Annotated in this window: 24 protein-coding genes and 4 pseudogenes; 8 read left to right on the forward strand and 20 right to left on the reverse strand. The window is 54.5% G+C overall.

Annotated elements, in window-relative coordinates; genetic code table 11:
• Window positions 1-201: 201 nt before the first annotated feature.
• Window positions 202-1,359, forward strand: coding sequence for an alpha/beta hydrolase family protein (locus PspCFBP13509_RS23905; RefSeq protein ID WP_065947822.1), 1,158 nt, complete (start codon window positions 202-204; stop codon window positions 1,357-1,359).
• Between the two features lie 184 nt (window positions 1,360-1,543).
• Here PspCFBP13509_RS23905 and PspCFBP13509_RS31540 read toward each other — a convergent pair.
• The 14 genes and pseudogenes from PspCFBP13509_RS31540 to thrC form a co-directional block, all read right to left on the reverse strand.
• Window positions 1,544-1,788, reverse strand: a pseudogene (locus PspCFBP13509_RS31540) (amino acid ABC transporter permease); the annotation flags it as partial.
• 98 nt (window positions 1,789-1,886) lie between these two features.
• The gene (locus PspCFBP13509_RS23915) at window positions 1,887-3,065 is read right to left on the reverse strand and encodes a M20 aminoacylase family protein (protein WP_065926042.1); all 1,179 of its coding nucleotides are present in this window, start codon (window positions 3,063-3,065) and stop codon (window positions 1,887-1,889) included.
• A gap of 180 nt (window positions 3,066-3,245) precedes the next feature.
• Window positions 3,246-3,749: an Lrp/AsnC family transcriptional regulator gene (locus PspCFBP13509_RS23920; protein ID WP_065926041.1), complete on the reverse strand. Its 504-nt coding sequence runs from the start codon at window positions 3,747-3,749 to the stop codon at window positions 3,246-3,248.
• Between the two features lie 12 nt (window positions 3,750-3,761).
• Window positions 3,762-4,523, reverse strand: a complete 762-nt coding sequence (locus PspCFBP13509_RS23925) for an ABC transporter ATP-binding protein (RefSeq protein WP_065926040.1) — start codon at window positions 4,521-4,523, stop codon at window positions 3,762-3,764.
• 52 nt (window positions 4,524-4,575) lie between these two features.
• Window positions 4,576-5,286, reverse strand: a complete 711-nt coding sequence (locus PspCFBP13509_RS23930; protein ID WP_065947823.1) for an ABC transporter permease — start codon at window positions 5,284-5,286, stop codon at window positions 4,576-4,578.
• The gene (locus PspCFBP13509_RS23935; protein ID WP_065926136.1) at window positions 5,283-6,011 is read right to left on the reverse strand and encodes an ABC transporter permease; all 729 of its coding nucleotides are present in this window, start codon (window positions 6,009-6,011) and stop codon (window positions 5,283-5,285) included. Before PspCFBP13509_RS23935 ends, PspCFBP13509_RS23930 begins: the two co-directional genes overlap by 4 nt.
• Window positions 6,012-6,063: 52 nt before the next feature.
• On the reverse strand, window positions 6,064-6,828 hold the full coding sequence (locus PspCFBP13509_RS23940) for a transporter substrate-binding domain-containing protein (protein ID WP_235865577.1): 765 nt from the start codon (window positions 6,826-6,828) through the stop codon (window positions 6,064-6,066).
• Window positions 6,829-7,023: 195 nt separating this feature from the next.
• Complete coding sequence (locus PspCFBP13509_RS23945) at window positions 7,024-7,341, reverse strand: DMT family transporter (RefSeq protein ID WP_065926037.1); 318 nt, start codon at window positions 7,339-7,341, stop codon at window positions 7,024-7,026.
• 182 nt (window positions 7,342-7,523) lie between these two features.
• A complete protein-coding gene (locus PspCFBP13509_RS23950; protein ID WP_065947825.1) occupies window positions 7,524-8,726 on the reverse strand; it encodes a trans-sulfuration enzyme family protein in 1,203 nt (400 codons plus the stop codon).
• A 38-nt stretch (window positions 8,727-8,764) separates the two neighbouring features.
• Window positions 8,765-10,300 carry an amino acid permease gene (locus tag PspCFBP13509_RS23955; RefSeq protein WP_065926035.1) on the reverse strand — a complete coding sequence of 512 codons (1,536 nt, stop codon included), beginning with the start codon at window positions 10,298-10,300 and terminating at the stop codon, window positions 8,765-8,767.
• A 101-nt stretch (window positions 10,301-10,401) separates the two neighbouring features.
• The gene (locus tag PspCFBP13509_RS23960; protein WP_065926034.1) at window positions 10,402-11,820 is read right to left on the reverse strand and encodes an aldehyde dehydrogenase family protein; all 1,419 of its coding nucleotides are present in this window, start codon (window positions 11,818-11,820) and stop codon (window positions 10,402-10,404) included.
• A 2-nt stretch (window positions 11,821-11,822) separates the two neighbouring features.
• Entirely contained in the window at window positions 11,823-12,872 is a 1,050-nt protein-coding gene (locus PspCFBP13509_RS23965) for a homoserine dehydrogenase (protein WP_065926033.1), read from the reverse strand.
• A gap of 128 nt (window positions 12,873-13,000) precedes the next feature.
• Window positions 13,001-13,438, reverse strand: a complete 438-nt coding sequence (locus PspCFBP13509_RS23970; protein ID WP_065926032.1) for an Lrp/AsnC family transcriptional regulator — start codon at window positions 13,436-13,438, stop codon at window positions 13,001-13,003.
• Window positions 13,439-13,452: 14 nt separating this feature from the next.
• Entirely contained in the window at window positions 13,453-14,853 is a 1,401-nt protein-coding gene (gene thrC / locus PspCFBP13509_RS23975) for a threonine synthase (RefSeq protein WP_065926031.1), read from the reverse strand.
• A gap of 239 nt (window positions 14,854-15,092) precedes the next feature.
• On the opposite strand from thrC, the gene PspCFBP13509_RS23980 reads away from it, so the two are divergent.
• Window positions 15,093-15,575, forward strand: a complete 483-nt coding sequence (locus tag PspCFBP13509_RS23980; protein ID WP_065926030.1) for a DinB family protein — start codon at window positions 15,093-15,095, stop codon at window positions 15,573-15,575.
• A 206-nt stretch (window positions 15,576-15,781) separates the two neighbouring features.
• Here the strand turns inward: PspCFBP13509_RS23980 and PspCFBP13509_RS23985 are convergent, their stop codons facing one another.
• The gene (locus PspCFBP13509_RS23985) at window positions 15,782-16,477 is read right to left on the reverse strand and encodes a B3/B4 domain-containing protein (RefSeq protein WP_065926029.1); all 696 of its coding nucleotides are present in this window, start codon (window positions 16,475-16,477) and stop codon (window positions 15,782-15,784) included.
• A gap of 160 nt (window positions 16,478-16,637) precedes the next feature.
• Between PspCFBP13509_RS23985 and PspCFBP13509_RS23990 the strand changes: the two genes are divergently transcribed.
• Window positions 16,638-17,240, forward strand: coding sequence for a helix-turn-helix domain-containing protein (locus PspCFBP13509_RS23990; protein ID WP_065926028.1), 603 nt, complete (start codon window positions 16,638-16,640; stop codon window positions 17,238-17,240).
• Between the two features lie 91 nt (window positions 17,241-17,331).
• On the opposite strand, the pseudogene PspCFBP13509_RS23995 reads toward PspCFBP13509_RS23990, so the two are convergent.
• Window positions 17,332-18,198: pseudogene (locus PspCFBP13509_RS23995) on the reverse strand (M20 family metallo-hydrolase); the annotation flags it as partial.
• Here PspCFBP13509_RS23995 and traD point away from each other — a divergent pair.
• Together traD and PspCFBP13509_RS24005 are read left to right on the forward strand one after the other, a co-directional pair.
• Window positions 18,189-19,214, forward strand: a pseudogene (traD, locus tag PspCFBP13509_RS24000) (conjugative transfer system coupling protein TraD); the annotation flags it as partial. The pseudogenes PspCFBP13509_RS23995 and traD overlap by 10 nt on opposite strands.
• A 10-nt stretch (window positions 19,215-19,224) precedes the next feature.
• Complete coding sequence (locus PspCFBP13509_RS24005) at window positions 19,225-19,968, forward strand: TIGR03747 family integrating conjugative element membrane protein (protein ID WP_137212794.1); 744 nt, start codon at window positions 19,225-19,227, stop codon at window positions 19,966-19,968.
• A 7-nt stretch (window positions 19,969-19,975) separates the two neighbouring features.
• On the opposite strand, the gene PspCFBP13509_RS24010 is transcribed toward PspCFBP13509_RS24005, so the two are convergent.
• Window positions 19,976-20,200: a hypothetical protein gene (locus PspCFBP13509_RS24010; RefSeq protein WP_065926026.1), complete on the reverse strand. Its 225-nt coding sequence runs from the start codon at window positions 20,198-20,200 to the stop codon at window positions 19,976-19,978.
• 330 nt (window positions 20,201-20,530) lie between these two features.
• On the opposite strand from PspCFBP13509_RS24010, the pseudogene PspCFBP13509_RS31565 reads away from it, so the two are divergent.
• From PspCFBP13509_RS31565 to PspCFBP13509_RS24020, 3 genes and pseudogenes are all read left to right on the forward strand, one after another.
• Window positions 20,531-20,839, forward strand: a pseudogene (locus PspCFBP13509_RS31565) (integrative conjugative element protein, RAQPRD family); the annotation flags it as partial.
• A gap of 30 nt (window positions 20,840-20,869) precedes the next feature.
• Window positions 20,870-21,109 (forward strand): TIGR03758 family integrating conjugative element protein, encoded by a 240-nt coding sequence (locus PspCFBP13509_RS31570; protein WP_065926203.1) that lies wholly within the window; start codon window positions 20,870-20,872, stop codon window positions 21,107-21,109.
• 46 nt (window positions 21,110-21,155) lie between these two features.
• A complete protein-coding gene (locus PspCFBP13509_RS24020) occupies window positions 21,156-21,473 on the forward strand; it encodes a TIGR03745 family integrating conjugative element membrane protein (protein WP_242001102.1) in 318 nt (105 codons plus the stop codon).
• 226 nt (window positions 21,474-21,699) lie between these two features.
• On the opposite strand, the gene PspCFBP13509_RS24025 is transcribed toward PspCFBP13509_RS24020, so the two are convergent.
• From PspCFBP13509_RS24025 to PspCFBP13509_RS24035, 3 genes are all read right to left on the reverse strand, one after another.
• Window positions 21,700-22,269 (reverse strand): TetR/AcrR family transcriptional regulator, encoded by a 570-nt coding sequence (locus tag PspCFBP13509_RS24025; RefSeq protein ID WP_065926205.1) that lies wholly within the window; start codon window positions 22,267-22,269, stop codon window positions 21,700-21,702.
• A 117-nt stretch (window positions 22,270-22,386) separates the two neighbouring features.
• A complete protein-coding gene (locus PspCFBP13509_RS24030; protein WP_065926206.1) occupies window positions 22,387-23,223 on the reverse strand; it encodes an enoyl-CoA hydratase/isomerase family protein in 837 nt (278 codons plus the stop codon).
• A gap of 522 nt (window positions 23,224-23,745) precedes the next feature.
• The gene (locus PspCFBP13509_RS24035; RefSeq protein ID WP_137212796.1) at window positions 23,746-25,581 is read right to left on the reverse strand and encodes a tyrosine-type recombinase/integrase; all 1,836 of its coding nucleotides are present in this window, start codon (window positions 25,579-25,581) and stop codon (window positions 23,746-23,748) included.
• Window positions 25,582-26,073 lie beyond the last annotated feature (492 nt).

The following is a 26,073-nucleotide window of genomic DNA, read 5'->3' on the forward strand; positions in this document are numbered from 1 at the left end:
GGCGAGCCAGGATTCATGCGCGCGCCGAGACTCAAGCCAATGGCGCATATGCGCCCTATCGCCGTTCGCAATACCTCCCATCCTGACTCGCGATTGGCCAAACAATGGGCCTCACCTTAGCCTGCTTCGAACCGTCAGGTCTGGCGTACCCCGCTCCGGATTTGGCCGCCTGCCTTTGCTTGCACAAGGACAATAACAATCATGTTTCGCTACTTCCCGACCAACTACGTGTGGAATCTTTCCGTCGACCTGGCCATTGAAATGGGCGCCCGCATCGGCGAAATCGAGAAAATGTGCGCGCCGCTGCAAGAAGCCGCCAAACAGCCGGATGCCGCCGGCAGCAAAGCCTTCCGTGAAACCTGGGCGAACATGGCCGACAAGCTGTGCGGCCTGGCGGAAGAAGACGAAGGCAAGGGTCGACTGTTGTCTGCCGGTGAAAAATACAACCGCGCCGCGACCTATTACCTGAGCTGCGAACGCCTGCAGGCCCACGGTGCACCGGGCCGCACGGAGCTGTACCAGCGCTTTCTGCACACCTTCCAACGGAGTATCGAACTGGCACGGGAAAATTGCGAGCGCGTTGAAATCCCTTACGAAGGCAAACACCTTTCCGGTCTGCTGGTCCGTGCCGAAGGCGTCAGCGGCCCAGCGCCGATCCTGGTGCAGGTCAATGGACTGGATTCCACCAAAGAAATGAAATACCGCGTCGGCCTGCCCGCCTGGCTGGCCAAACGTGGCGTGTCATCGTTGATCATCGACCAACCCGGGACGGGCGAAGCGCTCCGGCTACATAATCTGACTGCGCGTTTCGACAGTGAGCATTGGGCCAGCCGCGTGGTGGATTGGCTGGAAACCCGCGACGATGTCGACGCCAAACGCATCGGCCTGGAAGGTGTGTCGCTTGGAGGCTACTACTGCCCGCGCGCGGTAGCCTTCGAGCCGCGCTTCGCGTGCGGCGTCGTATGGGGGGCCAACCATGATTGGCGTGATGTGCAGAAACGTCGAATGGAAAAGGAAGGCAGCTTCCCGGTGCCGCATTATTGGTCGCATGTGTCTTGGGTCTGGGGTGCCAAGGACACGGACGAGTTCATGACCATCGCCGAGAACGTTCATCTGGACGGCATCCTGGACCGCATCAAGGTGCCCTTCCTGGTCACCCACGGAGAAAAGGATTCGCAGATTCCATTGAAGTGGGCCCACCGCACTTACGAACAGTTGGTCAACAGCCCCAAACGCGAACTGAAAATCTTCACCGAACGTGAGGGCGGCGTGCAGCATTCGAGCTTCGACAACAGTATCAATGCCGGCCAGTACATCGCCGACTGGGTGGCTGAGGTACTCGGCGGTCGTACTGCATGACTATTCGTTTCAAACTTGAGCCAACGCTCGTTGCGGAAATGCTTCTGTGCCGGGCAGCGCCTATCGCTCTGGAATCGATGACCCGCCACTACCGTTAAAAAAGCTTCCCCGTCTGGCCTGCCGCAAAATCTTCGCAACGGCCAGATGGGGAAGCACACAGCATGATGGGACAGCTATCGAGTGGATAGGTGTCCGCTTCGGTGTAGTCGATCAGGTGTTGAGCGATGCCGAAACCTGCACTGCAATCAAGGAAGCTGAAGCCCGGGGTAAAGCCCACACTTCTGGAGGTTGGTCTGGGTACTGTCGAACAGAAACAAGCCGATTGCTACGATGGCAATAACGGCAATACTCTGGAATAGCCATGCACGCACTTTTGGGATCAGTCCAGACTGATCCACATGGGCGCGAGCCATCTGCAGGAGTTTGCATAGGACCCTCTCCATCAGCACGCTGGCAGAATACGATGGAGCAGGGTAAAGAAAAAATGGTGCTGGATCGGTTAGGTACTGCACCTGGTCTCGACCGACTCAAACCAGAAACTGTTCAACTAACCGAACCCAGTAACTAGCCCCAGTCCCCAGGCAGTCATCGTTGAAGTCGTAGCCTGCGTTATGCACCATGCACCCCCCCTCCCCATCACCATTACCGATAAAGAGATAGCTGCCAGGACAATGCTCAAGCATCACTGCAAAATCTTCACTGGCAGCGATGGGTGCCATGTCTTGAATCACCCCTTCTTCTCCCAACCAATCTACAGCGACCTGACGGGCAAACGCAGTAAGCTGAGGATCATTTATCAGGGGCGGCAATGATTCTCCCCTATCAACCTCCACACTGACACTGGCGCCGAAGCTAAGCGCCTGAGCTTGGGCAACCTGAACAATCCGCTTGAGAAGGTCAGCTCGAACGTTAGGCTTCAAAGCGCGAACGCATAGTTGGAGTACCGCATGCCCCGGAATAACGTTGGGCGCCTCACCAGAATGAAAGGAACCCACAGTGATAACCGCCATCTCCAGAGGATCCGTATTGCGCGACACAATACTTTGCAGCGCCATGACAATTGCCCCTCCAGTAAGTATGGGGTCAATGGCTTTATGTGGCATTCCTCCATGCCCACCCATACCATCAATTCGAATTTCAACAGTGTCAGTAGAGGCCATGAACGGCCCGGCCCGAAAACCCAACTTCCCTACTGGCAACCCAGGCATGTTGTGCATGCCGAACAACGCATTACAGGGAAATCGCTCCAGGAGACCATCATCCAGCATTTTCTGCGCGCCCCCATCGCTTTCTTCGGCAGGCTGAAAGATGACCACCAGCGTACCGTCGAACTGCCGGCTGTTGGCTAGGTGCTTCGCGGCAGCCAGCAGCATTGCAGTATGGCCGTCATGACCACAGGCATGCATGGCACCTGGATGCTGGCTCGCATACGGCAATCCAGTCTGCTCCAGAATCGGCAACGCATCCATATCTGCCCGAATACCAATGATCTTACGTCCACAACCATGCTGCAAACGCCCTACGACGCCGGTCCCCCCAAAACCACGATGCACCTCAAATCCCCACGACTGGAGCTTGGCAGCAACCAGATCTGAGGTTTTGAACTCCTTAAGGCTGAGCTCCGGATAAGCATGAAGATGGCGGCGCAACTCAATCATTTCAGCTTCAATGGCACGGATACCAGGCAGCATGGGTCGAACGATCATGGACTTCACCCGTTTCAGAGAAGGGAGGCTCGCCTGCAAAGTGCGAGAATATAAAATTTCTTCAACGTTAAGTGCTGCGAGCTCTGCCCAATCATAGGGAGGCAGAAAGCAGTACTTTATGACTGAACTTCTGATTGGCAATCATCATGGTTTATCCATAGGCTTGGAGTGTTGTAATTGTTATTCGATACCAAGGTGCGTCGATGAAGGCTTGATGACGGCCAACTCTGGATAGGCCGCCAGTTTCTCGATATACAGCTCAGCACTTTCCAACCAACGTTCAGTGAGCGAGCGGAAATGCCCCATATCCCGGCAACGCATGCGTAGACAGTAATCAAGCGCACCACTGATGAGCTGGCACTCAATGACTTGCGGGCAAGCAACGGCTACGGCTTCAAACGCCTTTTGCCCGCAGAGCCCCTTGCCATCAGCCAATCCAACCAGCACCAGCAGAGATAAACCAGGTGAGAGCTTGTGCTCGTCGATGAAGGCCCCATAGCCACGGATGACCCCTAGCCTTTCCAGCTTACGTACACGTTGCTGGCAAGGGCTCTCACTCAGGTTCACCAATGAGGCGAGTTTTTTATAAGTGATACGCCCGTTATGGCGCAGCACATCAACGATCGCCTCGTCGATACGCCCCAACGTTGCAACAGCCATCTGGGTTTCACTTGCAGTTTTCATACAGAAGGTTTTTCACTTCAGCCCATTAGACAAAAATTGTTGCAGACGCTCACTGCGCGGGTTATCCAGGATCTCCGGCCCGCCTTGCTCTTCGACAAGCCCCTGATGAAGAAACAGCAGTTGGTTCGAAACCTTGCGGGCAAATCCCATTTCATGGGTCACCATGATCATGGTCCGCCCTTCTTCTGCGAGCCCTTGGATGACTTTCAACACTTCGCCCACCACTTCAGGGTCCAGCGCAGACGTAGGCTCGTCGAACAGCATGACTTCAGGCTCCATCGCAAGTGCGCGAGCAATGGCCACCCGTTGCTGTTGCCCCCCGGACAGAAACGCTGGGAATTGATCGGCAACACGGGCAGGCAGTCCCACCTTTTCCAAGTATCGCCGGGCACGATCTTCCGCATCTTTTTTGCTCACACCCAGCACCCGCCGAGGAGCAATGGTGATGTTGTCCAACACGGTCAGGTGGCCCCACAGGTTGAAGTGCTGGAACACCATGGCCAGGCGGGTGCGCAATCGTTGCAATTCACGGTCATCCGCCACGCGCAGCCCCAAATGGTTTTTGACCATGCAGATCGGTTTGCCATCCAGACTCATGGCACCGTCGTTGGGTGTTTCGAGAAAATTAATGCAGCGCAGGAACGTACTCTTTCCAGAGCCACTGGCGCCGATCAGGCTGATCACGTCGCCTGTTTTGGCATGCAGGGATACGCCCTTGAGCACTTCATGGCTACCGTAACTTTTGTGTAGCCCTTCAACAGTCAATTTGTACATGTTTGCAGTCATCCTCTAACGCGGATTGGAGCAGCAGTGTCAGCTACTGGGCTCAGTGAGTCGGACCAAGAAAAGCCAACCAGTGACGCTCGGCGATTCGAAACAGGCCGACCAGGGCAAAGGTCACCGCCAGGTAAATCAATGCCGCAATCCCAAACGATTGAAAGGTCAAGAAGGTCGCGGAGTTCGCGTCGCGGGCGACTTTAAGAATGTCCGGCACCGTTGCGGTGAATGCCACCGTGGTCGAGTGCAGCATCAGGATGACTTCGTTGCTGTAATACGGCAGCGAGCGACGCAAGGCTGATGGCATGATCACAAACGCATAGAGCTTCCAACCTGAGAGGCCATAAGCTTTCGCAGCCTCAACCTCGCCATGGGCAATGTTGCGAATTGCCCCTGCAAATATCTCCGTGGTGTAGGCGCAAGTATTCAGGGCAAAAGCAAGAATGGTGCAATTCATCGCATCGCGAAAAAACGCATCAAGCACAGGTTGTGTTCGTATGGCAGCCAGGCTGTAGATCCCCGTGTAGCAGATCAACAACTGAATGTAGAGCGGCGTCCCCCGGAACAGATAGGTGTAGAACTGCACCGGCCAGCGCACATAAAACCTGGGCGACACTCGAGCGATGGACAGCGGAACCGACACAATAAAGCCGATGAACAGTGAGGCACTGAGCAGCCACAAGGTCATGGCCAGCCCGGTTATTTGCTGACCATCGCTGTAGAAGAAAGGCCTCCAGTACTCCTGTAGAAGTTCAATCATCGCACCGCCTCCCTTGAACCTGCTGCGTAGTGCCTTTCCAGGTAGCGCAGTACAACATTGGAGAGGCTGGTGATGACCAGGTACGTCAAGGCAGCGAGCACCAGGAAAAAGAACAACTGGTAGGTGCTTTTCCCCGCATCCTGGGCGGCTTTTACCAGGTCAGCCAAGCCAATGATCGAGACCAGTGCAGTGGCCTTGAGAATGACCATCCAGTTGTTGCCAAGCCCAGGCAAAGCGAACCGCATCATTTGCGGGAACATCACGAAGCGAAAACGCTGAGTACGGCTTAACCCATAAGCCGTGGCCGCTTCGACCTGGCCGCGAGGGACTGCCAGCATCGCGCCGCGGAAGGTCTCGGTGAAATAAGCACCGTAGATGAAGCCAAGGGTGATAACCCCCGCGACAAAGGGGTTGATCTCTATGTATTCCCACCCCAGAGCCACTGTAATCAGGGTCAGCCAGGTTTGCAGGCTGTAGAAAATCAATAACATCAGTACCAGATCCGGCACCCCCCGGATCAGTGTGGTGTAGAGCTGCGCTGGCAGACGTAGTAGCTTGAGGCTGGACAGTTTGGCGCTGGCCCCGATCAGCCCCAGCAGCACACTCAGCGCCAGGGAAGAAAGGGACAGCTTGACGGTCATCCAGGCGCCTTCGAGCAGTAAAGGGCCAAACCCCTTCAGGCTGAATGCAGAGAGCCCCAGCACGCCTAATAGTGTGTCGAACATGATCAGCAACCTATAGCGAAAAGCGCCCATCCAGGGGGTGAGCGCCGGGTGGTTATTTGCCGCTGTAAAGATTCAGATCGCCGAAGTGCTGCTTCTGGATCGAATCGTAGGTGCCATCTTCGTGCAGGGCCTGGATCGCTTTATCGAGCAATGCCTTGAGTTCCACGTTGCCCTTGGCAACGCCGATGGCGGTTTTGGAGGGAAGATAAGGGCTCTCGACGGACGGGCTGATTTCGTAATCGGCACCCTGCGGCGAGTTGAGAAAACCTAACTGGGCCTGTAATGCGTCCTGCAGGGATCCATCCAGCCGCCCCGCTACGAGGTCGTAATACACTTGGTCCTGGTTCTGATAGGACTGAATTTTAACGCCTGCTTTATCCAGAACAGCTTTTGCATAGGCTTCCTGGATGCTGCCCTGGAAGTAGCCGACCGTTTTACCCTTGAGTGACGCTACGTCTGCGTTGAGGCCCGAACCTTTTTTGAACACGTAGGCCGTGAACCCAGAAAACAATTCATTTGAAAAGTCGATGGCTTTTGCGCGCGTTGGCGTCACTGTCATGGATGAGAGAATACCATCGAACTTACCGGCTCTGAGGCCTGGGATCAGACCGTCAAAATCGCTCTCGACCCAGATGCATTTAACTTGAAGTTTGGCGCAAATCGAATTACCCAAATCAATGTCAAACCCCTTGAGGCTGCCATCAGCCGCTTTCGACTCGAAGGGCGCGTAGTTAGCATCCACGCCAAAGCGCAGGATTGTGTAATCTTTGGCCCACGCCACATTCAAACACAGTGGAAAGAGCGCGATAAAACACATTTTTCTTAGCGAGTTCATATGTACATCCCTAGGTATTGTAATTGGATTCAAGGGCAGTAAAAATTCTATAGCTGAACACATAGCTCCGTAAGTTATTATTATGAGGCGATCGCCTTATTACCAACACTACATTGGCAATGCCACTTCAGAGAATATGGCAAACTGATCAATTTCATGAGCAAAATGCTCGAAAATTTATGTCGAAGCCACTTTCATCATCACCAAACCGGAAACAATTAAAATCGCGGCAGCCACTCGCAGAATACTGGCTGGCTCTCCGAGAAAAGCAATGCCAACTAAAAAAGCGCCAACCGCCCCGATACCCGTCCAGATCGTATAAGCGGTGCCTAGCGGAAGACTTTTCATCGAGAAGGAGAGCAGCGCAAAGCTGGCTACCACCATAACCAAAGTCACAATGGTGGGTACTACGCGTGTAAAGCCCTCAGATTGTTTCATTGAAAACGCCCAAACCACTTCGAGCAGCCCAGCAACAATCAAGCTTATCCAAGCCACAATTAATCCCCCTAAGCCCCGTTAACTAAAAATCACCTTTCTCGTTTCAGGCAAGATTCGGCAACACATGCGAAAACTTATCTAAAATTAAAAAGACCCCCGCATGTACGGGGGTAAAGACGGGTTGACCAAACCCTGTGCGTGATACTGTAAGACAAAAACCAATAATCAAATTTGCCAGGTCATTTGAACGTTTCATCCAAGGCAAGGCAAATATCTTTAATCAGATCATCTGCGTCCTCAAGCCCCACCGATAAACGCAAGTGGCCGTACTCCTGAAATTCCTTGGGATACTTGTCAAAGCCGCCACGGCCCTCAGCGCCTACATGAACAATGAGCGTCTCATCATGGCCCAGTGAAACGGCAGACGTAATAATGCGCAAGTTAGAAACAAAGCGATTTTGGGTGTCTGGATCACCTTTCACTGCGAAGGCCATCATTGCCCCAAAACCACGACCGGCAAATTGCCGCTGAGCTAATTCATGCTGCGGATGAGAGGCAAGCCCGGGGTAATAAACATAGGCAATACGGTCATCTGACTCGAGATACACAGCCAGTTTTTCCGCATTGCTCAGGTGCTGCTTCAAACGCAAAGGCAGGGTGACTGAGCCCCGCATGATTAACCAGGCATTGAACGGCGAGATGGTTGCCCCAAGGTCAACCAGTGCATCGTGCTTGATGTGATTCATCATCTTGGTAGAACCCAAGACCACACCGCCCATCGAGTCACCATGACCGTTAATGTATTTGGTCAACGAATGAACAACCAGGTCTACACCATGCTCACTGGCACGGAAAAAAGGTGGCGGTGTAAACGTCGCATCTACAGAGATCAACGCGCCCTGAGCGTGCGCAATCTCGGCCAAGGCAGCAATGTCCGCGACCTTGGTCGTAGGATTCGCGATCGTTTCAGTGTGAAGCAGCTTTGTATTGGGCCTGAATGCCTGCCGGACAGCGTCCAGATCGCCCATATCTACAAACGTTGCTTCAATACCATAGCGCTCAGGCAGAAGCTCGGCGAACAACCGCCATACGGCTTCATAGGTGACATCACTCACAAGGACATGGTCACCACTTTTCAAAAATGTAAAAAACACTGCATGCAACGCAGCTACGCCGGTTGCAAACACAACACTAGACTCAGTCCCCTCAAGTGCTGCGAGCTTTTTCTCCAGGCACACTTGGTTGTGCCCTTGGTTACGGGTATACACAAGGCCATCTGGGCTGGACCAATCCATTGTCGAAGGATCCTCCGGCAGTAGATAGGAGTTGGCCATGACTAATGGCGTACGCACCGCGCCGGTCGTCGCGTCGATTACGTTACCCCCATGAACAGCCAGTGTGGCTGCAGATAGCGTGGTCAGATTTTTCTTGTCAGGACGCATGGGTCTATTCCTCCAAAGGGCATTGTCGTTGTGCTTGTTCAATTTTGAAGTGGAGTACCTGAGTGGCGGAGAGCCTGATCAACAGGGACCAAATCCTGGTTCTCATCGAATACCAGTGCCCCTGATTCAATCCCACGCACACGGCCACGTACCATGTACCAACCGACTACCAGCACCGCGGCGTAGATGGGCAGCGAAGCAATTGAATACGTCCCAACGGGATAATCCATCGCAATCAGTACCAGCACCAAACCAAAGAAAATAAGCGTGGCGTAACCACTGTACGGAGCGAAAGGCATACGAAACTGCGGTCGTTCCAACTCCCCAAGCTGGGCATACTTGAAAAGCTTGATTTGGCACAAAATGATCGTTGACCATGAACCAATCAGCATCACAGCGGTGAGGGTCAATGCAATTTCGAATGCTTCCCCGGGAACAATTGCATTGAGAAAGACCCCGATCAGGGATGCGACGGTTGTCAGCATGATGCCGGCGAATGGAACCCCCTGACGATTCATCTTCGCCAGAAAACCAGGCGCTGAACCACTGATGGCGAGGGACCTTAGTACTCGACCGGTTGAATAGATGCCCGCATTCAAAGATGAAACAGCCGCCGTGATGAGGACCATATTCATAATGGCGTCCGCGCCCTTGATTCCCAGTGAGCCAAAAAAGGTTACAAATGGACTGACACCTGCTGAATAGGCTGTGTGGGGGAGTAGCATTGCCAACAGCAGTATGGAGCCTACATAGAAAACAATGATGCGGAACACCACTGCACGAATGGCCTTCGGCATGACTTTAGCAACATCCTGGGCTTCACCCGCGGCAGTACCGACTAACTCCACACTTCCGTAGGCGAATATCACCCCTTGGATCATGATGACTGCGGGCAAAAGCCCTGCTGGAAACCATCCGCCATTGTCGGCGATGAGTTGGAATCCAACTTCATGTCCCGGAAGTGGCGTGCCAAACAGGACCATATACACGCCTATACCTAGAAAGGTAGTCAAGGCAGCCACTTTGATCAGGGCAAACCAGAACTCGAGTTCCCCGAAAATCTTTACCGACACCAAATTAATTGCGGTGACGAGGGCTAACGCGGCAAGTGCAAGCAACCACTGCGGAATATCGCCCATAACGGGTAGATAGGCCTTGAAGAAGTTCAGATAGAGCGCGATGGCAGTAAGGTCAGCAATCGCTACCATCACCCAATCGGTCCAGTACATCCAACCCACTGTAAACGCCCATTTCTCCCCATAAAATTCTCGAGCGTAAGAAACGAAAGAACCGGATGAAGGCCTGTACATCACAAGCTCGCCCATAGCTCGAATGATGAACCAGGCAAAGAAACCACATAGTGCAAAGACAAATACTAGAGAAGGCCCCGCCTCTGCGAGACGCGCTCCGGCGCCCATAAAAAGCCCGCTGCCAATCGCACCACCAATGGCTATCATCTGGACCTGGCGCGGCTTGAGCACTTGTTGGTAACCCGATTCCTCAGCGCTGAAGTCTGTTCTTCGAGCGACACGGGATGCCTGCTCGGGCGCAGGATTAAAATCGCTGATACTCATCTCTGTTACCTTTTTATTTTTATTCTGAACGCGACTCTTCAAGGCAGAAGAGTCTCGCCAAGGATCGCACTGAAGCGTCAAGTCCTGCAGGAGCGACTTGTTTAGTTCTCACTCACGCCGTTAATGCACACCACTTTGGGTTGCGTCATATCTTCATAGGCGAAACGCACACCTTCGCGGCCCATGCTCCCGTACTTGAAACCACCGAAAGGCATTGCGTCGAATCGATAGTCCGAGGAGTCGTTGATCATGACGCCGCCCGCTTCAAGTCGCTTGGCTGCCTTCATCGCAACATTCAAATTACTGGTGAAGATCCCCGCGTGCAGGCTGTATTCAGGTTCGTTGGCAAGCGTCAGGGCCTCGTCCAGGGAACCAATGCTCTGAAGTATCACGACAGGACTGAACACTTCCTCGCACCACAGTTTGCAGTGGCGGTCGACGCTTTCCAGAACAGTGGGCGAATAAAGCGAACCGTTACGTACATTGCCGAACAGCAGCGCCGCGCCTCTGGCAATCGCGTCATTCACTACTTCTTCAGCATGCTTGGCTGACGCCTCAGTAATCATAGGACCGACATCCGTCTGATCATCTGCAGGATTACCCACGATCAACTGACTGGTTTTCTCAACGAAGCGCGCCTTGAACGCTTCGTAGAGTGGCGCCTCGATTAAAATCCGCTGAGTACCAATGCAATTCTGCCCGGCCGCCCAAAAAGCCCCCGACACACAAGCGTCGACTGTTTCATTCAGATCGCAATCAGCCATCACGATAACCGGGGCATTTCCCCCAAGGTCCATCGCCAGCTTTTTAAGCCCAGCCGTGCGCGCGATTTGCTCCCCGGTAACGAAACCACCTGTGAAAGACACCATACGCACCGCACGGTGTGCGACCAGGGCCTTGCCCAATGCAGCCCCTCCTGTGGCGACTGTTACAACAACAGGCGGCAGGCCAGCCTCGATCAGGCAATCCACCAGCTTGATCGCCGAGAGTGGTGTGAGCTCGGACGGCTTGAGAACAACCGCGTTCCCGCCCGCAATGGCAGGGCCCAACTTATGGGCGACCAGATTGAGGGGATCGTTGTAAGGAGTAATCGCGACGATTACACCCAGGGGCTCGCGAGTGAACCATCCCTGGCGAGATTCGGATCCCACATAAGCATCGAAAGGGATCACTTCGCCCGCATTGCGCTTGGCTTCTTCCGCCGACAACTTCAACGTATTGACGCAGCGCAATACCTCTTTCTTTGCCTGCTTCAGTGTTTTGCCCGACTCCGCCACAATCAGTCGGGCAAAGGCGTCCTTATCACGCTCAACCGAGAACGCCGCCTGTTCCAATATACGTGCACGTTCGTGTCGTGGCAGGTCCTTGGCAATCAACGCACCCAAAATAGCGGTGTCGACTATTGTGGTGGCGGATGAAGCAGGCATGTCGACCACCTCACCCACTTTGCTACCGTCAAACGGGCTATGCACAGTGATCGCTTTATAATCAGCAGCCAGTGAAATACTCAAGCTATTCATGATTACTTACCTGACTGGGTTTTGTGCTTGTGAATGCTCACAATATCGGCGAGTAGAGCGAAAGCCGTTTCAAAACGACCCGCACCCGCGCCCACCACAGTGACAGGGCCAAGAATGGCGGTATTGAAAGTGATGGCGTTGGTAGCCCCGCTCACACCGGCAAGTGCGTCAGTGGCGGGCAATAACTGCGGGCTCACGGAGGCATAAATGGAGCCATCACTCAGCTTTTCTGCGCTGCCGATAAGCTTCCATCGAGCATTGGCTTTTGTCGCTTCGGTAATGTCCTGGGCGGTAATCTCGGAAATACCCTTGCACAGGACATCGCTAGGCTTGAGCTTTGCGCCGAGTAACTCATTCGCCAAAATGACGACCTTTAGACGAACATCATGCCCTTCCACATCGGCTGTTGGATCTGCTTCGGCATAACCTAGCGCCTGGGCCTTCGCAACAGCACTGGAGAAGTCCAGCCCCGTCTCCATACTGGAGAGGACAAAGTTCGACGTGCCGTTGAGAATTCCTTTGAAACCGCTGATTTCCGAGCCTGCGAGAGATTCCTTAGCCAACCGGATAACTGGCGTTCCGCTCATGACAGAACCTTCGAACTCAAACTGAGCACCGGTGCTTTGGGCAAGCGCCTTCAAACTTTGCGCATGCAGCGCCACTGGACCTTTGTTGGTAGTCACGACGCTGATGCCCTTCTCCAGGGCCCAACGGCAGAACGTAGTGGCTGGCTCGCCGTCCACGGGATTGGTAAATGTAGCCTCAGCAACGATATCGGCACCCGCAAACCGAATGACGGACTCATTGGCAGGTTCATCACTGCCGCCTCGCAGGGCTTTGAGACTGCCTTTGGCTGCAGGCACCGCGGCCAGCTCATGAGCATCCAGACCGTCTTTGTTGATAACCGAGCCAAGAAAGAGATCACTGACGCCGATAATCTTCAGAGTAAACCCCAGCTCATCTGCCCAGCGCGAATTCTTATCAGCGATAAGCTGAGTCAGCGCGCGGTTGACGCCACCGAAGCCAAGCAAAGCAATTTTATATTCAGTCACGACAAAGATCTCATTGTTATGTTTGGGTGCTGAAATAGTAAGTCGCCAACGCATTTTCACGAATATGGCAAACAGAACGTAATTGCGAGCAAAATGCTCGTTCGGCAGCGCACTTTGCTTTATCCATACTACTTGGTGCAGGATAAAACGAAGGACGTCACAGTATTTAGGACGCCTGGCAGCGCTGAGATTTCACTCCAAACTCTATGGATACGGTCTGAACTCATCGCCTCGACCGTCAATACAATATCAAGGTCGCCGCTCATCACATTGCATGAAATAACCTCAGGCATCGCTATGACAGAACGAACAACGTCAGCATCACGCATTCTATCTTTACGATAAACGAAGATTAAAGCGTTGATCGGCCCAGCATCCGCCGAGGGCATTCCTTTAATAATCGTATACCCTCTGACGTACCCATCACGCTCCAATCTTTCGATTCGCAGCCTGACCGCATTCCTCGACAAGTTAACTTTCATCGCAATGTCATTGTGAGCCAGCCGCGCGTTACGCGTCAGCTCTTCCAATATTTTCTCGTCAACCTTATCTAACACACGTTTCATCTCTAACTCCAAACTTATAACGAGCGAGACTCCGTGTCTGTGGACAACGTCCCGATGAGCTGCTTAAGAGCGCCAACATCGTTAGGGATTGAAACACATCGATAATCAGGCCCAGGAAGAGCGCCGATCCCTTTGATGACCCCCAGCGCATCTGTTTCATCAGCCGCTGCGGCACTCTTGGAGGGATGTGTCGTCGCCAGACAGATCATCGGGATAAGCAAGCTACGCCTACTGGCACGCGCCGCTCGCAAACCAATTGCAGTATTGGGGCTGATCAGATAACCACTTTGCGCAAACACCTCATGAATGGTCCGGAAAGCATCTGCGTCCTCCACGGCCAGCGAGTCGAAAAGCTTACGTGCCTCCAACCATTCATCTTGCTCTAACTGAATCGAACCCTCCCCCTCTAACAACTCCATATTCCTGGCTACTTTTTCTCCGCGGCGGTTAAGAATACTCCACTGCATGCGTTCAAAATTCGAGGCCAATGAGACGTTCATACTAGGCGTATTAGTAATACGAATCTCACTTCGGCTATAGAGATTAGTTTGCAGAAAATTATGCAATCCCGCATTGACATTGGTGGCAACGATCAATTGCCGAATCGGCAATCCCATTTCCCTGGCAATATAACCCGCGTATAACGCTCCGAAATTGCCGGTGGGCACACTGAAGGCTACTGCCCTGTCAGGCGCGCCTAATTGAAGTGCTGAGTAAAAATAGAAGGGAAGATGTGCAAGCACTCGCACCCAATTCACGGAATTGAAGGATATCAGTTGCTGCGTTTCGGTATTGTGTTTGAAGAACTGTTCGCAGAGGCGATGACAATCGGAATAATCCCCTTCGACAGCAACATTAACTATGTTTTCTTCACCCGCGCTCAATAAGCGGCGTCTATGCTCTTCCGTTATTCCTCTCGAGGGATGCAGCACAATAACGGTCACACCTTGCATACCGGAGAAGGCTTTTATAGCCGCAGCGCCTGTGTCTCCACCGGTGCAACCTACAACAAGCGCTTTCTTGCCAGATCTCAACAAGTCGTGCCCAACCAGGCGAGCCATCAATTGGAGACCAAAGTCCTGATAGACGCCAGCTGGCCCATGAAACAATTCCAATATCCACTCGTTGCTCGCCGTTTGGTAAAGCGGTGCAACCGCTCTGCTTTTGAAGCAGTCGAACGTTTCCTCGAGAATCTGAGGCAGCTGATCTTGAGGTATCCAACGGCCTACAAACGGCTCAATCACGTGACGTGCCAGTTCATGGAAAGGCAGCCATTCCAGCTTGGAGAGATCTTCCCTTTTGAAGTGAGGAACCTTGAGAGGAACGAATAACCCTCCATCCGGGGCATACGCCCCCATGAGCACATCACCAAAGTCGAATGTTTTGCCGGGTGTCCGCGTACTGACGTATTTCATAACTTGAGACACCCTCTCGCAATCTCTGAGCTAGCCGCCTCTCTGGCGGTGCCCTGCTGAAATCCAACACCACGATTTAAATCGCTTGTCATCCAGCTTCCATCTATTGACTATAAAAGTCAATATATTGACCATTGCATTTATCCACCAGCTTTTTTCAGCCAACCGCAACGAAGTCTCTGGCGCTACCTCGCCAGGTAGCGCGGGACACCTGTCAGCTAGAAATCAGGGAGAACACCATGAGCGCCAAAAACCTTCTGCATTCGCTTTACCAGTACAAGGCATGGTCTGAGGAGGAACTATTCAAATACTTGAAAGCCTCAGCGGCAAAATCCTATCCAGACGAAATGGCGAAAGCGATGTATTGGCTCAACCACATCAACATTGTTGATCAGTTGTTCATCGCCAGACTGAAAGGAAAGCCGGACGAATTTGACTCCGTCGTGACCGACCAACCGCAGGACTTGAGTCAGCTTGAAGAGCAATTCTCCAAGGCGAATCAATGGTTTGTCGAATACACCAAAGCCGTCACGCCAGCGGAACTGGCTGATCACGTGACGTTTACTTTCAAGGACGGAAAGCCTGGCAACATGACTAAGGAGCAAATACTGGCGCATGTGCTATCCCATGGCCTGCAACATCGGGGGAGTGTCGCAACGATCTTGCCAGGCGAGATCCTGCAGGATCACAAGGACCACTTCACAACGTTTTTGAAACGCTAGAAACCTGCGCGCTTGCCTCATGGAGCATGATTGGCAAGCGCCCTCTTTCTAAGTAAGAAGCCAGGTTCAGCTCAGCTCCAGCTCGTCGATCACAGCGGCAATTTGCTTACGCCCTTCTCATCCACGCCCTGTTCATTCATAGGCGTCAAGGGAAATGCGCTAAGGCCGGTAAATATCATTCATGACTCCAGGGTTTCGTCTTTTGACTAATTAGATCCAGGACCAATCAGTGAGCTTTCAATTTGAACGCCTGGCATCATCAGTTGCAGGCCTTCGATAAGCTTGTCGCCTGCCTCTGTCAGCGCTTCAAGAGGCATCGCCGGCAAACTTTCCAGAATGAACCACATCTGTTTTGCACCAGAACCCAGGCGTGTTCTGACACCTTGCCGCCAATTCCAACGACGGCATGTCACGCCTTTATCATCCCGCCATACCACTTCGCCGGCGTCTGGATACTCGTGAGCGGGAGCGCCTTCTTTCACGGTGTCAAAAGGCTCGGTACCGTCTGCGACGACGAGCCGCGGAGTGCCCACATAGGCGTCTATATTTTCCCCGCCTACAGGGATCGCGTACTCGATACTGATGGCATTGTAGAGGTCAACGATGGGGTCCAGGCTCGGTAAGCTGCCGTCTCGTAGAACACGCTTGCGCAATGCTTCAGCCGAGCAAGGCGTGCGTTGTGGCTTGGCCCCAAACTTTCGGAAGGTCTCAGCCCAGGCTGCCAGATGCGCCTCTCCCCAAGCGGGCCCGCTTGCCAACACTGCCTGGCAAGCGCGGTCCAAGGCCTCTTGAGCGACACCAGGGTTGGTCAGGGGCGCAGCCTTCACAACGATACTCAGCGCCCGGAAGCCCGGTGCCAAATCTGCAACAGATTGGTCAATTAACGGCAGTACGGACAGCATCAAAAACCTCCAATGATCTACATGTGGTTTCATGCTATCCATTAGCGACCAAATAAGTCAATATATCGACTATACCAATAAGATCCCGCCACCGAGCAGATTGACGACACCAGCAGCAAGCGTCGAGAATCCCTCCAACTCTCTCTCATGACCCTGAACAATGACCCTAAACAACGTTATATCGACCACGCCCGGCGCCGATGCTCAGACTGTGGGCCTGGCAGTTGCGCGCACGCTCAAACAGGCACGAAAGAATCAGAAAATCACCTTGGATGAGCTATCTCGCCGCTCAGGCGTAAGTAAAGGAATGGTCGTCGAAATTGAGAAATGCACGGCTAACCCGAGCATAGGCATCCTGTGCAAAATCGCCGCCGCGTTGGGGCTTTCTGTTGCAGACATCGTCAATGTGACAGACGCCCCTGCTGCCCATATGATCGACAGCCAGGAGATCCCCACTCTCTGGACTGGTGATCTGGGCGGGACAGCCCGTCTTCTTGCAGGGACCACAGGGCCTAACATGATTGAGCTGTGGCGCTGGGAAATGTTTCCAGGGGAGTCCTTTTCGTCACAAGGGCATCCTCAGGGCACAATTGAATTATTTCATGTCGAGAAAGGGACGCTTAAATGTGTTGTCGGGGACACTGAATTAGTCATCCACGCAGGTTGCTCAGCGGTCGCAAAAACAGATGTTCCACACTCCTACGCCAATGCGGGTAGATCCAAGCTGGTTTTCACCATGTCAGTTACAGAAATTCACCAGTGAGCAAACCTCCAGCTTATGAGAGCTGGCAATCCCGATCGGACAGCGCTAATTGTCACCCTACCGAATCGCTTCAATGTTTCCCAAGACTCATTCAGATCATTGGCTCAGCATTGCTCTTGGCCAATAGTGCCTGGAGCAACACATCTGCGCCCGCCGTCGACCACTCCGGCGAAATCTCCTCTGCCTCGTTGTGGCTCAGCCCGTCCACGCACGGCACGAAAATCATCGCCGTCGGCGCCACCTGGTTCAGGTAGCAGGCGTCATGCCCGGCACCGGAAATCATCGGGCGATGGCTGTATCCCAGTGCCTCCGCAGACGCCTGCACCACGGCCACGCAATCACTGTCGAAGGCAATCGGCGCGTACAGGAAGATCTGCTTCACGTTGTGCTGCAAACCGATGCCCGCAGCAATACGCGCCACAGCGTCGCGCAATTGCTGGTCTTGACGCGCCAGCACTGCTTCGTCCGGGTGACGGAATTCCACGCTGAAAAACACCCGCCCCGGCACCACGTTGCGCGAGTTGGGAAAGATATTCGTCATACCCACCGTGGCCCGCCCTTCGGCGCCCTGCTCCAGACCCAAGCCATTCACCGCCTCGGCCACGCGGGCAAAACCAAGCAACGCATCCAGGCGGTGGTCCATCGGTGTGGTACCGGCGTGGGCGCTGCGCCCGCTCAACTCCACCTCATACCAGCGCTGGCCCTGGGCGCCGGTGACCACGCCGATGGTAATGCCCTGCGCTTCGAGGATCGGGCCCTGCTCGATATGCAGCTCAAACGCGGCATGCACGGCCTGGCCGCCCACCGCATGCGGGCCGGCATAGCCAATGTGCTGCAACGCCTGGCCGATGCTGCCCCCGGCCTTGTCCTTGCGGGACAGCCCATATTCCAGGTCAAACACCCCGGCATACACGCCCGACGAAATCATCGCCGGGGCAAAGCGCGAGCCCTCTTCGTTGGGAAGCAATCGTACAGATCGAAGAAGGCATCAACGAACGCAACACGCCCCGCCATATGCTCGGCCGCGACCGTCGGGTGGTGGTAATCGAGCAATACCTAAGCCTGGTACCGCTGTTTGATCCAGTACTCGAAGGCCTGCGTAGTGCCGTGCGTTACGAGCGCACGTTCTTCGATAAGATCGTCGCCTCCCTGCTGCCGCTGTTGGAAAAATTGACCAGCGGCAGCATTGCCCAATTACTGGCCCCGGACTACACCGACCTCAACGACGCACGGCCAGTCTTCGATTGGATGCAGGTGGTACGCCAACGAGCAGTGGTCTACGTCGGCCTGGACGCGTTGTCGGATGCGGAGGTTGCTGCTGCCGTGGGCAACTCGATGTTTGCCGACCTGGTCTCGGTCGCCGGCCACCTTTATAAATTCGGCCTGGATGATGGCCTGCCTGGCGCGACAACCAACGCCACGGCCGCAATCAATGTCCATGCTGACGAATTCAGCGAACTGATGGGCGACGAGTTCATTCCCATGGTCAACAAGGGAGGCGGCGCCGGTATGCAGGTCACCGCCTACACCCAGACCCTCAGCGATATCGAAGCACGTCTCGGCAACCGCGCCAAGGCTGGCCAAGTGGTGGGCAACTTCAACAACCTGATCATGTTGCGCGTACGTGAAACGGCCACCGCAGAGCTGCTGACCAAACAACTGCCAAAGGTCGAAATCGCCGGCATCTCCCCCATGAGCAGCGCCACTGACAGCTCCGATCCACACGGACGAACAGCATTTACCTCCAGCAGCATGGATCGCATCACCACCAGCGTACCGCTGCTGGAACCCGCGCATATCGTCGCATTGCCCAAAGGCCAGGCCTTTGCCCTGCTCGAAGGCGGCATCCTGTGGAAACTGCGGATGCCGTTGCCTGTACATGAGCCAGATGCCGATATGCCCAACAATCTGCTCGACCTGGCTGAACACATGCGCCGCCAATATGGTGAGAATCAAACAATCTGGCACAACGAAAGCCGCCGTCATGCGTGATCCGGCCAGCGTTGCCCAGCAACAGCAGGCTCGGCAGCAAGGATTGCTGCTCTCCCTGGTCTCCCTACCATTGCGGTTTATTGGAGTGTTGTTGGGGTCTCTGCTGCTGTGTCTGGCGATCGAACTGATCGGAATGCATCTGTTCTGGACGGAGCAAGGCTGGCGGCATGCACAAGGGATGATGAATTTCGAACTGCAACAGCTTTCATCCTACTTCACCCGTAGCGTGGTGGTGCAGGAGCCGGGGCGCAGCGCGTACAGGATGGTGGACTTGCTACACCAGAACCTGTTGCTGGAAAGTGGGCTGTCTGACTGGTTGAAGCAGGTGAACGATCAGGCCAAAGAGGCCAACACAGCAACGGGGTTCAACGCCACTTTGGCTCAAGCCGTGGTGTACATGGAGGGGTATGTGCTGGCGACGTTCTACACCTTAGCGACGTTTCTATTGCGATTGCTGGTGTTGATATTGACCTTGCCGTTGTTCGTGCTGGCGGCGTTAAGCGGACTGGTGGATGGGCTGGTGCGGCGGGATTTGCGCCGCTTCACTGCGGCGCGGGAGTCGGGGTTTCTGTACCACCGGGCACGGGCGATGATTCTGCCGTTGGCAGTGTTGCCGTGGGTGGTGTATTTGTCGCTGCCCATCAGTGTCAATCCGATATTGATGGTAATACCAGCGGCGACAATTCTTGGAGCTACCATCAGCGTAACCGCGAGTAGCTTCAAAAAATATCTGTAAAGGTCTATCAAAGACACTCAAGTTGAATCGCGCCTGTTTTTATTACCCAATCATTGCCAAGCTTTACTGGCTTGAATCGAGGGACACCAGGCATGTCTTGGTGCGGCAGCAAAAAGTAGCCAGATCCATCGGCCATTGGCTCAATGTGAACGATATACCTCCCAACATCCTCTGCGGTCCAACCAATATCCGCAGCGATTATCGCGTGATTCGAAGCGTTACGAATGACCATCACGACATCCTTGACTCGTGAGATTGAGTTCAAAGCATAGCTCAAGCCCGCCTGTGCTCAATGCCCAGTCAGTAAGAACGCTATTCGATGCTGATTTTCACATCTGGCTCTGATTTCAGAGTTGGGCGACGTAGTTCAGGATCGCCTGCATCAAGACAACGAAATTGCAGCTCCGCATTAGCATTTAGGCACTCTGCCACAGCAATGTACTTTGCAGCCATAGAACACTTCGGTACACCGATAAGGGACAGACGCCATTTCCCATTCAAAGGAACATCGCGCCCAGCCAAAGATGCAACATTTACTCCTGTTTTTCAGGGATTTTAGTAAATGTTGGGATATCGAGGTGTTCACCAATGGCATCAACATTTACTGGCCATCGGCTTAACGCTGACGTCAGTGCTTTGGCCTGCTTCCGGCACAGCCACAGAGTCTGCTCGTCTATCACTGTTGCTTCGCCATCTAAACTTAATTGAAGGCCTAGCCGAAGACAGCGCCCGCCTACCCCGTGACGAAACCTCCCGCTACCACTTCGACTACAAACGCCTCCGCAACGACGTGCAACGTATACGCCAAGGCGTCCAGGACCACCTGAGCCCCCAACGTGCACAACCGCGCGATCCCTTGCCGTTGCAGGGAGACTATCGTCAAGACACGGAGGTGGCCCCCATGAGCCTCAGCGCCGATCAGGCGTCAGCCTTCCTGGCCCATGGCGGTTTCACACACGACGCGAGTGCCACGTTGCTGCTAGGCATGGTGTTCGCCGTACTGCTGGTTTGGGGCGTATGGGCATTACGCACAGCCTATGTCGGTTGGGCTGAGCACAAGCTGAGCCAGCGGCAGCTGCTGGGCGTCGCGGTGCGATTTGCCGTGATGTATGTGGTGCTGACCTATTTCCTGCTGTCTTGAGAGAGGTTGTATGAAGCACTTCGATCAAGGTCTCCCCATTGTGTACATGGCAGGTGTGGCTGCGGTGTTGCTGTCACCCACCTGGGCGCTAGGCGGGCTGCCATCACTGGAAGACCCGTCGCGCGGTACCGGGGATAGCATTCTCACGACGCTGCAGAACTACGGCTACGACATCGTAATGCTGGTGGCACTGCTGGTAATTGCCTCCATGTTTATCGGGGTCTGCTACCACGCCTATACCACCTATTCGGAGATCCACGCAGGACGTAAGACTTGGGGACAGTTTGGCCTGACCGTAGCGGTGGGTGCCCGATTGCTGGTGGTCGGTATCTGGTTACTGACCCAGGCCACCGGAATTCTCTAGGAGACAAACATGCCGAGCGAATCAAGGCAGGATCAAACTCTGACTTTTTTGCCCCATCGACTGAACCGGCAGCCGATCCCCGAGATAGCTGACAACAGCAACACCATGCTCTAAACCTGCGGCACAGGTCAGGCTTTGGCGGACCGGAGTGCATGGAGTCTAACTGGGGATGATCCAGCCTACCTCGCTACCGTCATGAACTGGTTACGCTGGATGTCGATCCTGCCTAGAGCTCCTTGAGTGCCGTCGCGGTGCCTGAGAGGATTTCGTCGGACAGGCCCCCGTCGCCGATTGCTCGCGCCATGGCAAGGGCACCAACCAGTGCACTGAGTACCAAGCAGGCGCGAAGTCGATCACCAGCGGCGTCCGTACCCGGCGTCAACGCGGCCAGAAGCTCGATGTACTGCTCGACCTGACGTCCATAGGCCGAGCGAGTTCGGTCATCCGCGCGCGAAATGCCCTCAGCCAACCCGGCCACTGCGCATCCGGCTTCAGGATGCGCGCGGTGGGCTGGACTGAGGTAATCGTCGACGATCGCTTCGAGCGCCCGTCTGCCGCCTTGGCCGGACGTAGCCACAGTCCGTGCACTTCCCTGAGCCAAAGCGCGTTCCACCGCGGCACCGACCAGTTCATCTCGAGATTCGAAATGACGGTAGAAGCCGCCGTGCGTCAGGCCGGCTTCCCGCATCAGCTCCGCTACTCCGAAACCGTTAATGCCACTGCGGCGCATTCGAGCCGCAGCGATGTCGACAATTCGATCGTGGCTTGCCGCCTTGTCTGCTTTCGAACTACCCATGAATGGGACACTCCTCCCGATGCAACACTAGTTATATCCTAACGATTTTGGTAACGATCCAGTTCAAGCGAATATACGCCAAGGCTTCGACCCCACTCTTTGGCGCTGCAGTTGCTGTTATCGGGTTTCGGTACTGAGATTGCCGAGGTGATAACCCATGCGTGCCTCGAAATCAAGACCCACTTCGTCGCGCTTTTGCGCGATTCGTGCTCCCCGCTCATGGACAGTCGGCCAAGAGAACGCATTAAGGAAAGCGTCCTGTGTCTGCATCAGGTCCTCCGCGGACGGCAGGGTTCTACGGTTGATCAGCTGCTTCGCCTCGGCGAGCGCAGGTTTGTCGAAGGACGCGATGCGCCTAGCGAGGTTGTCGACGAAGGCGTCAAGCTCGTCATCGGGGAGTGCACGATTCACCCACCCGTAGTTCGCTGCCGTTGCTGCGTCGAAATCGTCGCTGCCGAGAACGATTTCGAGCGCCCTGGCCCGTCCGACGAGGAGTGGCAGGCGCTCGGTTCCGCCACCACCCGGAAAGACGCCTGCCCCGACCTCGATCTGAGCGAAGATCGCGCGCTCCTGGCTGGCAAAACGCATATCACATGCCAGAGCAATCTCAGAACCCCCGCCGCGCGTGCGACCTCGAATCGACGCAATGGTCACGACCGGGGAGATGGTTAACCGTGTCGTGGCATCGACGAATGTTGGCAGACCGGTCGGCCCCGGCGTCAGGGGAAAATCGGCAACCCGGGAGACGTCGTAGTGATTAACGAAGAAGTCCGGGTCAGCACTATCGAACACGACCACCCGCAACGTGTCATCGGACTCGATGAGGCCGACGATCTCCTGCAGCTCTAGGAGGGTCTCCGGATCGCACAGATTGATCGGCGGATTGTTGAAGGTCACTCGCCAGTATCCCGGCGCTGCCTCGGTAATCATGAACTGGGTCAGTGGAGCATTCATTCGAAAGATTCCTTCGTTCTAAGGCGCTGGGCGCCGGAGGTGTCGGGGGCGCAGACCATCTGGTCGCTGACAATGAGGATGATGCTCATCATCCTCATTGTCAAGACGCGACCGCATCGAGGCCACCGGGCAACCGTTACGGGAGTTTGGGGAAGCGGAGCGGCTCAACAGCTCGGCGCTTCGATAGCGTCGATCGAATCGCCCATGCAGATACTCGGCAATCGTTGGGTTAGCGAAACCGGTCGGCATTGCTGCATGAGCGATGAGCGCAGGCACGCAGGAAACCGGAGAGACGACAGCGTTGCCGAGAACCGGGCCGACCTGCCATCGCTTGATAAGGGCGCCATAGAGCGAAAACGTCAGGCCCTGTAGCACAAAGGGTGCTGTTCCGACAGGTGACAAACGCTTGTCTTGGAATGTGTTGTAGATAAACAGAATAAATTCCACGTATCCTGGAGCAGCCCTCGCCAGATGCACTCAAGCCAGCGGCTACATCCGTTGTCACCGCTCGAAGACAGCACCTCAGCTCGAGCTCAGGGTCCTGCAGACAATCCGCATGGTAATTTCGAAATTATCCATGGTGAGCCCATCGATTGGCGAATGACCCTTTAGCCGCTCATGAGGTTTACACAGCGTCCGATAAAGCCTCCATGCATCCACATCCGGAGACCGCGCTAATACCGTGAGCACCAACTTGTGCCGTAACGCATCAAGCTGCCAGTCCGGAATGCGCTGACCACGATTCCCCAAGCTCAGGGACAGAAGACGTCGAGCCTTAATATCCCGATTGATCTGATCGCGGGATTTGCCTGCCAGTCTGGCGAAGACCAGCAGCGGCAAATTACTCGAAGCTTCAAACGTGGCCAACATTTCGGTCCGTTCACGCTGGGCTTCAGACACGTGAGATTTGTGAGGCTTTTCAGTCTGTATTGGAACGGGCACGACAGGCGATTGGTTGGGCCTCATGGGGCCTTTCTCGCTACCTACCAGCATCGTCGATGAGGTCGCCGCAGCAAAGTTGCTGCTGTAAAGAACGACATTTCCCTTAGAGTTTTCCAGTAAGGGCAGCGAGGCTGCGCCCTCCAAACGAATAGTCAGCGGAGAGCTTGCTGCTTTCGGCTTACCCTGCCCCCAAAGGTCCAATCTATTCGCCCAATCCTGCATCATGGTCCGACGTTGCTCGACGTATTCCGCGTGGTTGTAGGCCGCACTCACCTTGCCTGAATCGGCATGAGAAAGCTGCGCATCAACCCATACCTTGGGGTAGCCAATCTCGTTAAGCGCCGTCGAAATCGTGGCCCTCATCCCATGCCCGGTGAGTTGATCGGCATACCCCATTCGACGCAACGCCCCATTCAAGGTGTTCTCGCTAATGCGCTTGCTTAGGTCGCTCCGGTGCGCTAACAAATAACACTGCGCGGGGACAACTTGACTCAGCATCTCGCGCACGATTTCAAGCGCCTGGACCGACAATGGCACGATGTAAGGCGGTATGTTTGAGGTCTGCTTCCCCGCCCTGCGCATCCCCATCTGAAGCTGTTTCACCACTTCCGGCGGGATGATCCACAACCGCTGCTTTAGATCAAACTGGTCGGGCGTCGACAAGCGCAACTCGCCGGTACGCACCCCCGTTAGCAGCAACAAGCGAAGACCTAGGCGTGTTTGGTTCGCACCACCGTAATCTCGAAGCGCGGCCAGCAATGTAGGCAGCTCGTCCATACGAAGAAAGGGATTATGTGCGACAGGGGGTTTCGGAAGCGCTACCACATCAAGGTCCGACGCAGGATTCTGGTCAAGCCCCTCCACCTTCACCAGGGCATAGCGGAACAATTGCTTGAACCAGGTCCGACATTTTTCCGCTGTCGTTAACGCCTTGCGTTGTTCGATTCCGCTCAGGAGGTGCATCAGGTCGTGGCGATTGATGCCGTAGATGGACCGCCTGCCGAGCGTTGGCAGGAGGTCTTTTTTGAAGATTCTCAATATCTGCGAGAGTGTGCTCTGGCGCCCCTCCTTCAGGCTCAGCATGCGGAACTCCACCCACTGATTGAACACGGCCTCGAAGGTATGCTCTGCCGCAAAACGAACAGCACGGCGCTGTTGCTTACGGTGCTCATAGGGATTGATGCCTTGGGCGACCAAGGCTCGCGCCTCGTCACGTCGGGCACGGGCTTCTTTGAGGGAGATTTGTGGGTAACAACCCAAGGACATGCGCTTCTGCTTGCCTGCCCAGTAGTAACGGAAGAGCCAGACTTTGCCGCCTCTGGCCGTCACATTGAGAGTGAGACCATCACTGTCACCGAGGGTGTAGCCATTACCGGTGATTCGGGCATGCCGAACTGTCATTTCTGAGAGTGCCATCGCGAGCTCCTGAACAGAGTCAGGGCCAGATACTCATCTCGCTGCGCAAACTGCTCCAGCAACAAACCGATTCAGGGCATGTCCGGATTCTGGACTTAATCCTGGACTTAAACGCACCGGATAGTACTGGATTTCAGTGGTTCCCGCCGGAACGAAAAAAAGGGCCTAAAGGCCCTGATTTCAATCACTTACAGAATTCAGTGGAACTCTGTAGCGCAATATTTGGAGCGGGAAACGAGACTCGTATCTGGCGTCAGACCCATTGAAATCTAAGGGGTTTATTTTCTTGCCGAAGCAGGAAAAGACTCAAATCTGGACTTGTTTTTGAGGTGTATCAAGAGCCTGTTATCACGGATACAGTATGCTATGTCCGGAGATGTCCAAATCTGAAAAGTAACCGTCCGAGCAACACATCTTCCTGATGCCATCGGTTAAGGCGATGGTGTCCACCTAAATTTAAGTGGACACCATTTTTAGCCTTTTTAAGCGGAC

Source organism: Pseudomonas sp. CFBP13509 (assembly GCF_005233485.1).
Taxonomy (GTDB): domain Bacteria; phylum Pseudomonadota; class Gammaproteobacteria; order Pseudomonadales; family Pseudomonadaceae; genus Aquipseudomonas; species Aquipseudomonas marginalis.

What these genes read in the sequence shown, in the direction of transcription:
- PspCFBP13509_RS23905 (WP_065947822.1), top strand. Translation starts at nt 202, where the DNA reads ATGTTTCGCTACTTCCCGACCAACTACGTGTGGAATCTTTCCGTCGAC.
- PspCFBP13509_RS23915 (WP_065926042.1), bottom strand. Translation starts at nt 3,065, where the DNA reads ATGATCGTTCGACCCATGCTGCCTGGTATCCGTGCCATTGAAGCTGAA.
- PspCFBP13509_RS23920 (WP_065926041.1), bottom strand. Translation starts at nt 3,749, where the DNA reads ATGAAAACTGCAAGTGAAACCCAGATGGCTGTTGCAACGTTGGGGCGT.
- PspCFBP13509_RS23925 (WP_065926040.1), bottom strand. Translation starts at nt 4,523, where the DNA reads ATGTACAAATTGACTGTTGAAGGGCTACACAAAAGTTACGGTAGCCAT.
- PspCFBP13509_RS23930 (WP_065947823.1), bottom strand. Translation starts at nt 5,286, where the DNA reads ATGATTGAACTTCTACAGGAGTACTGGAGGCCTTTCTTCTACAGCGAT.
- PspCFBP13509_RS23935 (WP_065926136.1), bottom strand. Translation starts at nt 6,011, where the DNA reads ATGTTCGACACACTATTAGGCGTGCTGGGGCTCTCTGCATTCAGCCTG.
- PspCFBP13509_RS23940 (WP_235865577.1), bottom strand. Translation starts at nt 6,828, where the DNA reads ATGTGTTTTATCGCGCTCTTTCCACTGTGTTTGAATGTGGCGTGGGCC.
- PspCFBP13509_RS23950 (WP_065947825.1), bottom strand. Translation starts at nt 8,726, where the DNA reads ATGCGTCCTGACAAGAAAAATCTGACCACGCTATCTGCAGCCACACTG.
- PspCFBP13509_RS23955 (WP_065926035.1), bottom strand. Translation starts at nt 10,300, where the DNA reads ATGAGTATCAGCGATTTTAATCCTGCGCCCGAGCAGGCATCCCGTGTC.
- PspCFBP13509_RS23960 (WP_065926034.1), bottom strand. Translation starts at nt 11,820, where the DNA reads ATGAATAGCTTGAGTATTTCACTGGCTGCTGATTATAAAGCGATCACT.
- PspCFBP13509_RS23970 (WP_065926032.1), bottom strand. Translation starts at nt 13,438, where the DNA reads ATGAAACGTGTGTTAGATAAGGTTGACGAGAAAATATTGGAAGAGCTG.
- thrC (WP_065926031.1), bottom strand. Translation starts at nt 14,853, where the DNA reads ATGAAATACGTCAGTACGCGGACACCCGGCAAAACATTCGACTTTGGT.
- PspCFBP13509_RS23980 (WP_065926030.1), top strand. Translation starts at nt 15,093, where the DNA reads ATGAGCGCCAAAAACCTTCTGCATTCGCTTTACCAGTACAAGGCATGG.
- PspCFBP13509_RS23985 (WP_065926029.1), bottom strand. Translation starts at nt 16,477, where the DNA reads ATGCTGTCCGTACTGCCGTTAATTGACCAATCTGTTGCAGATTTGGCA.
- PspCFBP13509_RS23990 (WP_065926028.1), top strand. Translation starts at nt 16,638, where the DNA reads ATGACCCTAAACAACGTTATATCGACCACGCCCGGCGCCGATGCTCAG.
- PspCFBP13509_RS24005 (WP_137212794.1), top strand. Translation starts at nt 19,225, where the DNA reads ATGCGTGATCCGGCCAGCGTTGCCCAGCAACAGCAGGCTCGGCAGCAA.
- PspCFBP13509_RS24010 (WP_065926026.1), bottom strand. Translation starts at nt 20,200, where the DNA reads ATGGTCATTCGTAACGCTTCGAATCACGCGATAATCGCTGCGGATATT.
- PspCFBP13509_RS31570 (WP_065926203.1), top strand. Translation starts at nt 20,870, where the DNA reads ATGAGCCTCAGCGCCGATCAGGCGTCAGCCTTCCTGGCCCATGGCGGT.
- PspCFBP13509_RS24020 (WP_242001102.1), top strand. Translation starts at nt 21,156, where the DNA reads ATGGCAGGTGTGGCTGCGGTGTTGCTGTCACCCACCTGGGCGCTAGGC.
- PspCFBP13509_RS24025 (WP_065926205.1), bottom strand. Translation starts at nt 22,269, where the DNA reads ATGGGTAGTTCGAAAGCAGACAAGGCGGCAAGCCACGATCGAATTGTC.
- PspCFBP13509_RS24030 (WP_065926206.1), bottom strand. Translation starts at nt 23,223, where the DNA reads ATGAATGCTCCACTGACCCAGTTCATGATTACCGAGGCAGCGCCGGGA.
- PspCFBP13509_RS24035 (WP_137212796.1), bottom strand. Translation starts at nt 25,581, where the DNA reads ATGGCACTCTCAGAAATGACAGTTCGGCATGCCCGAATCACCGGTAAT.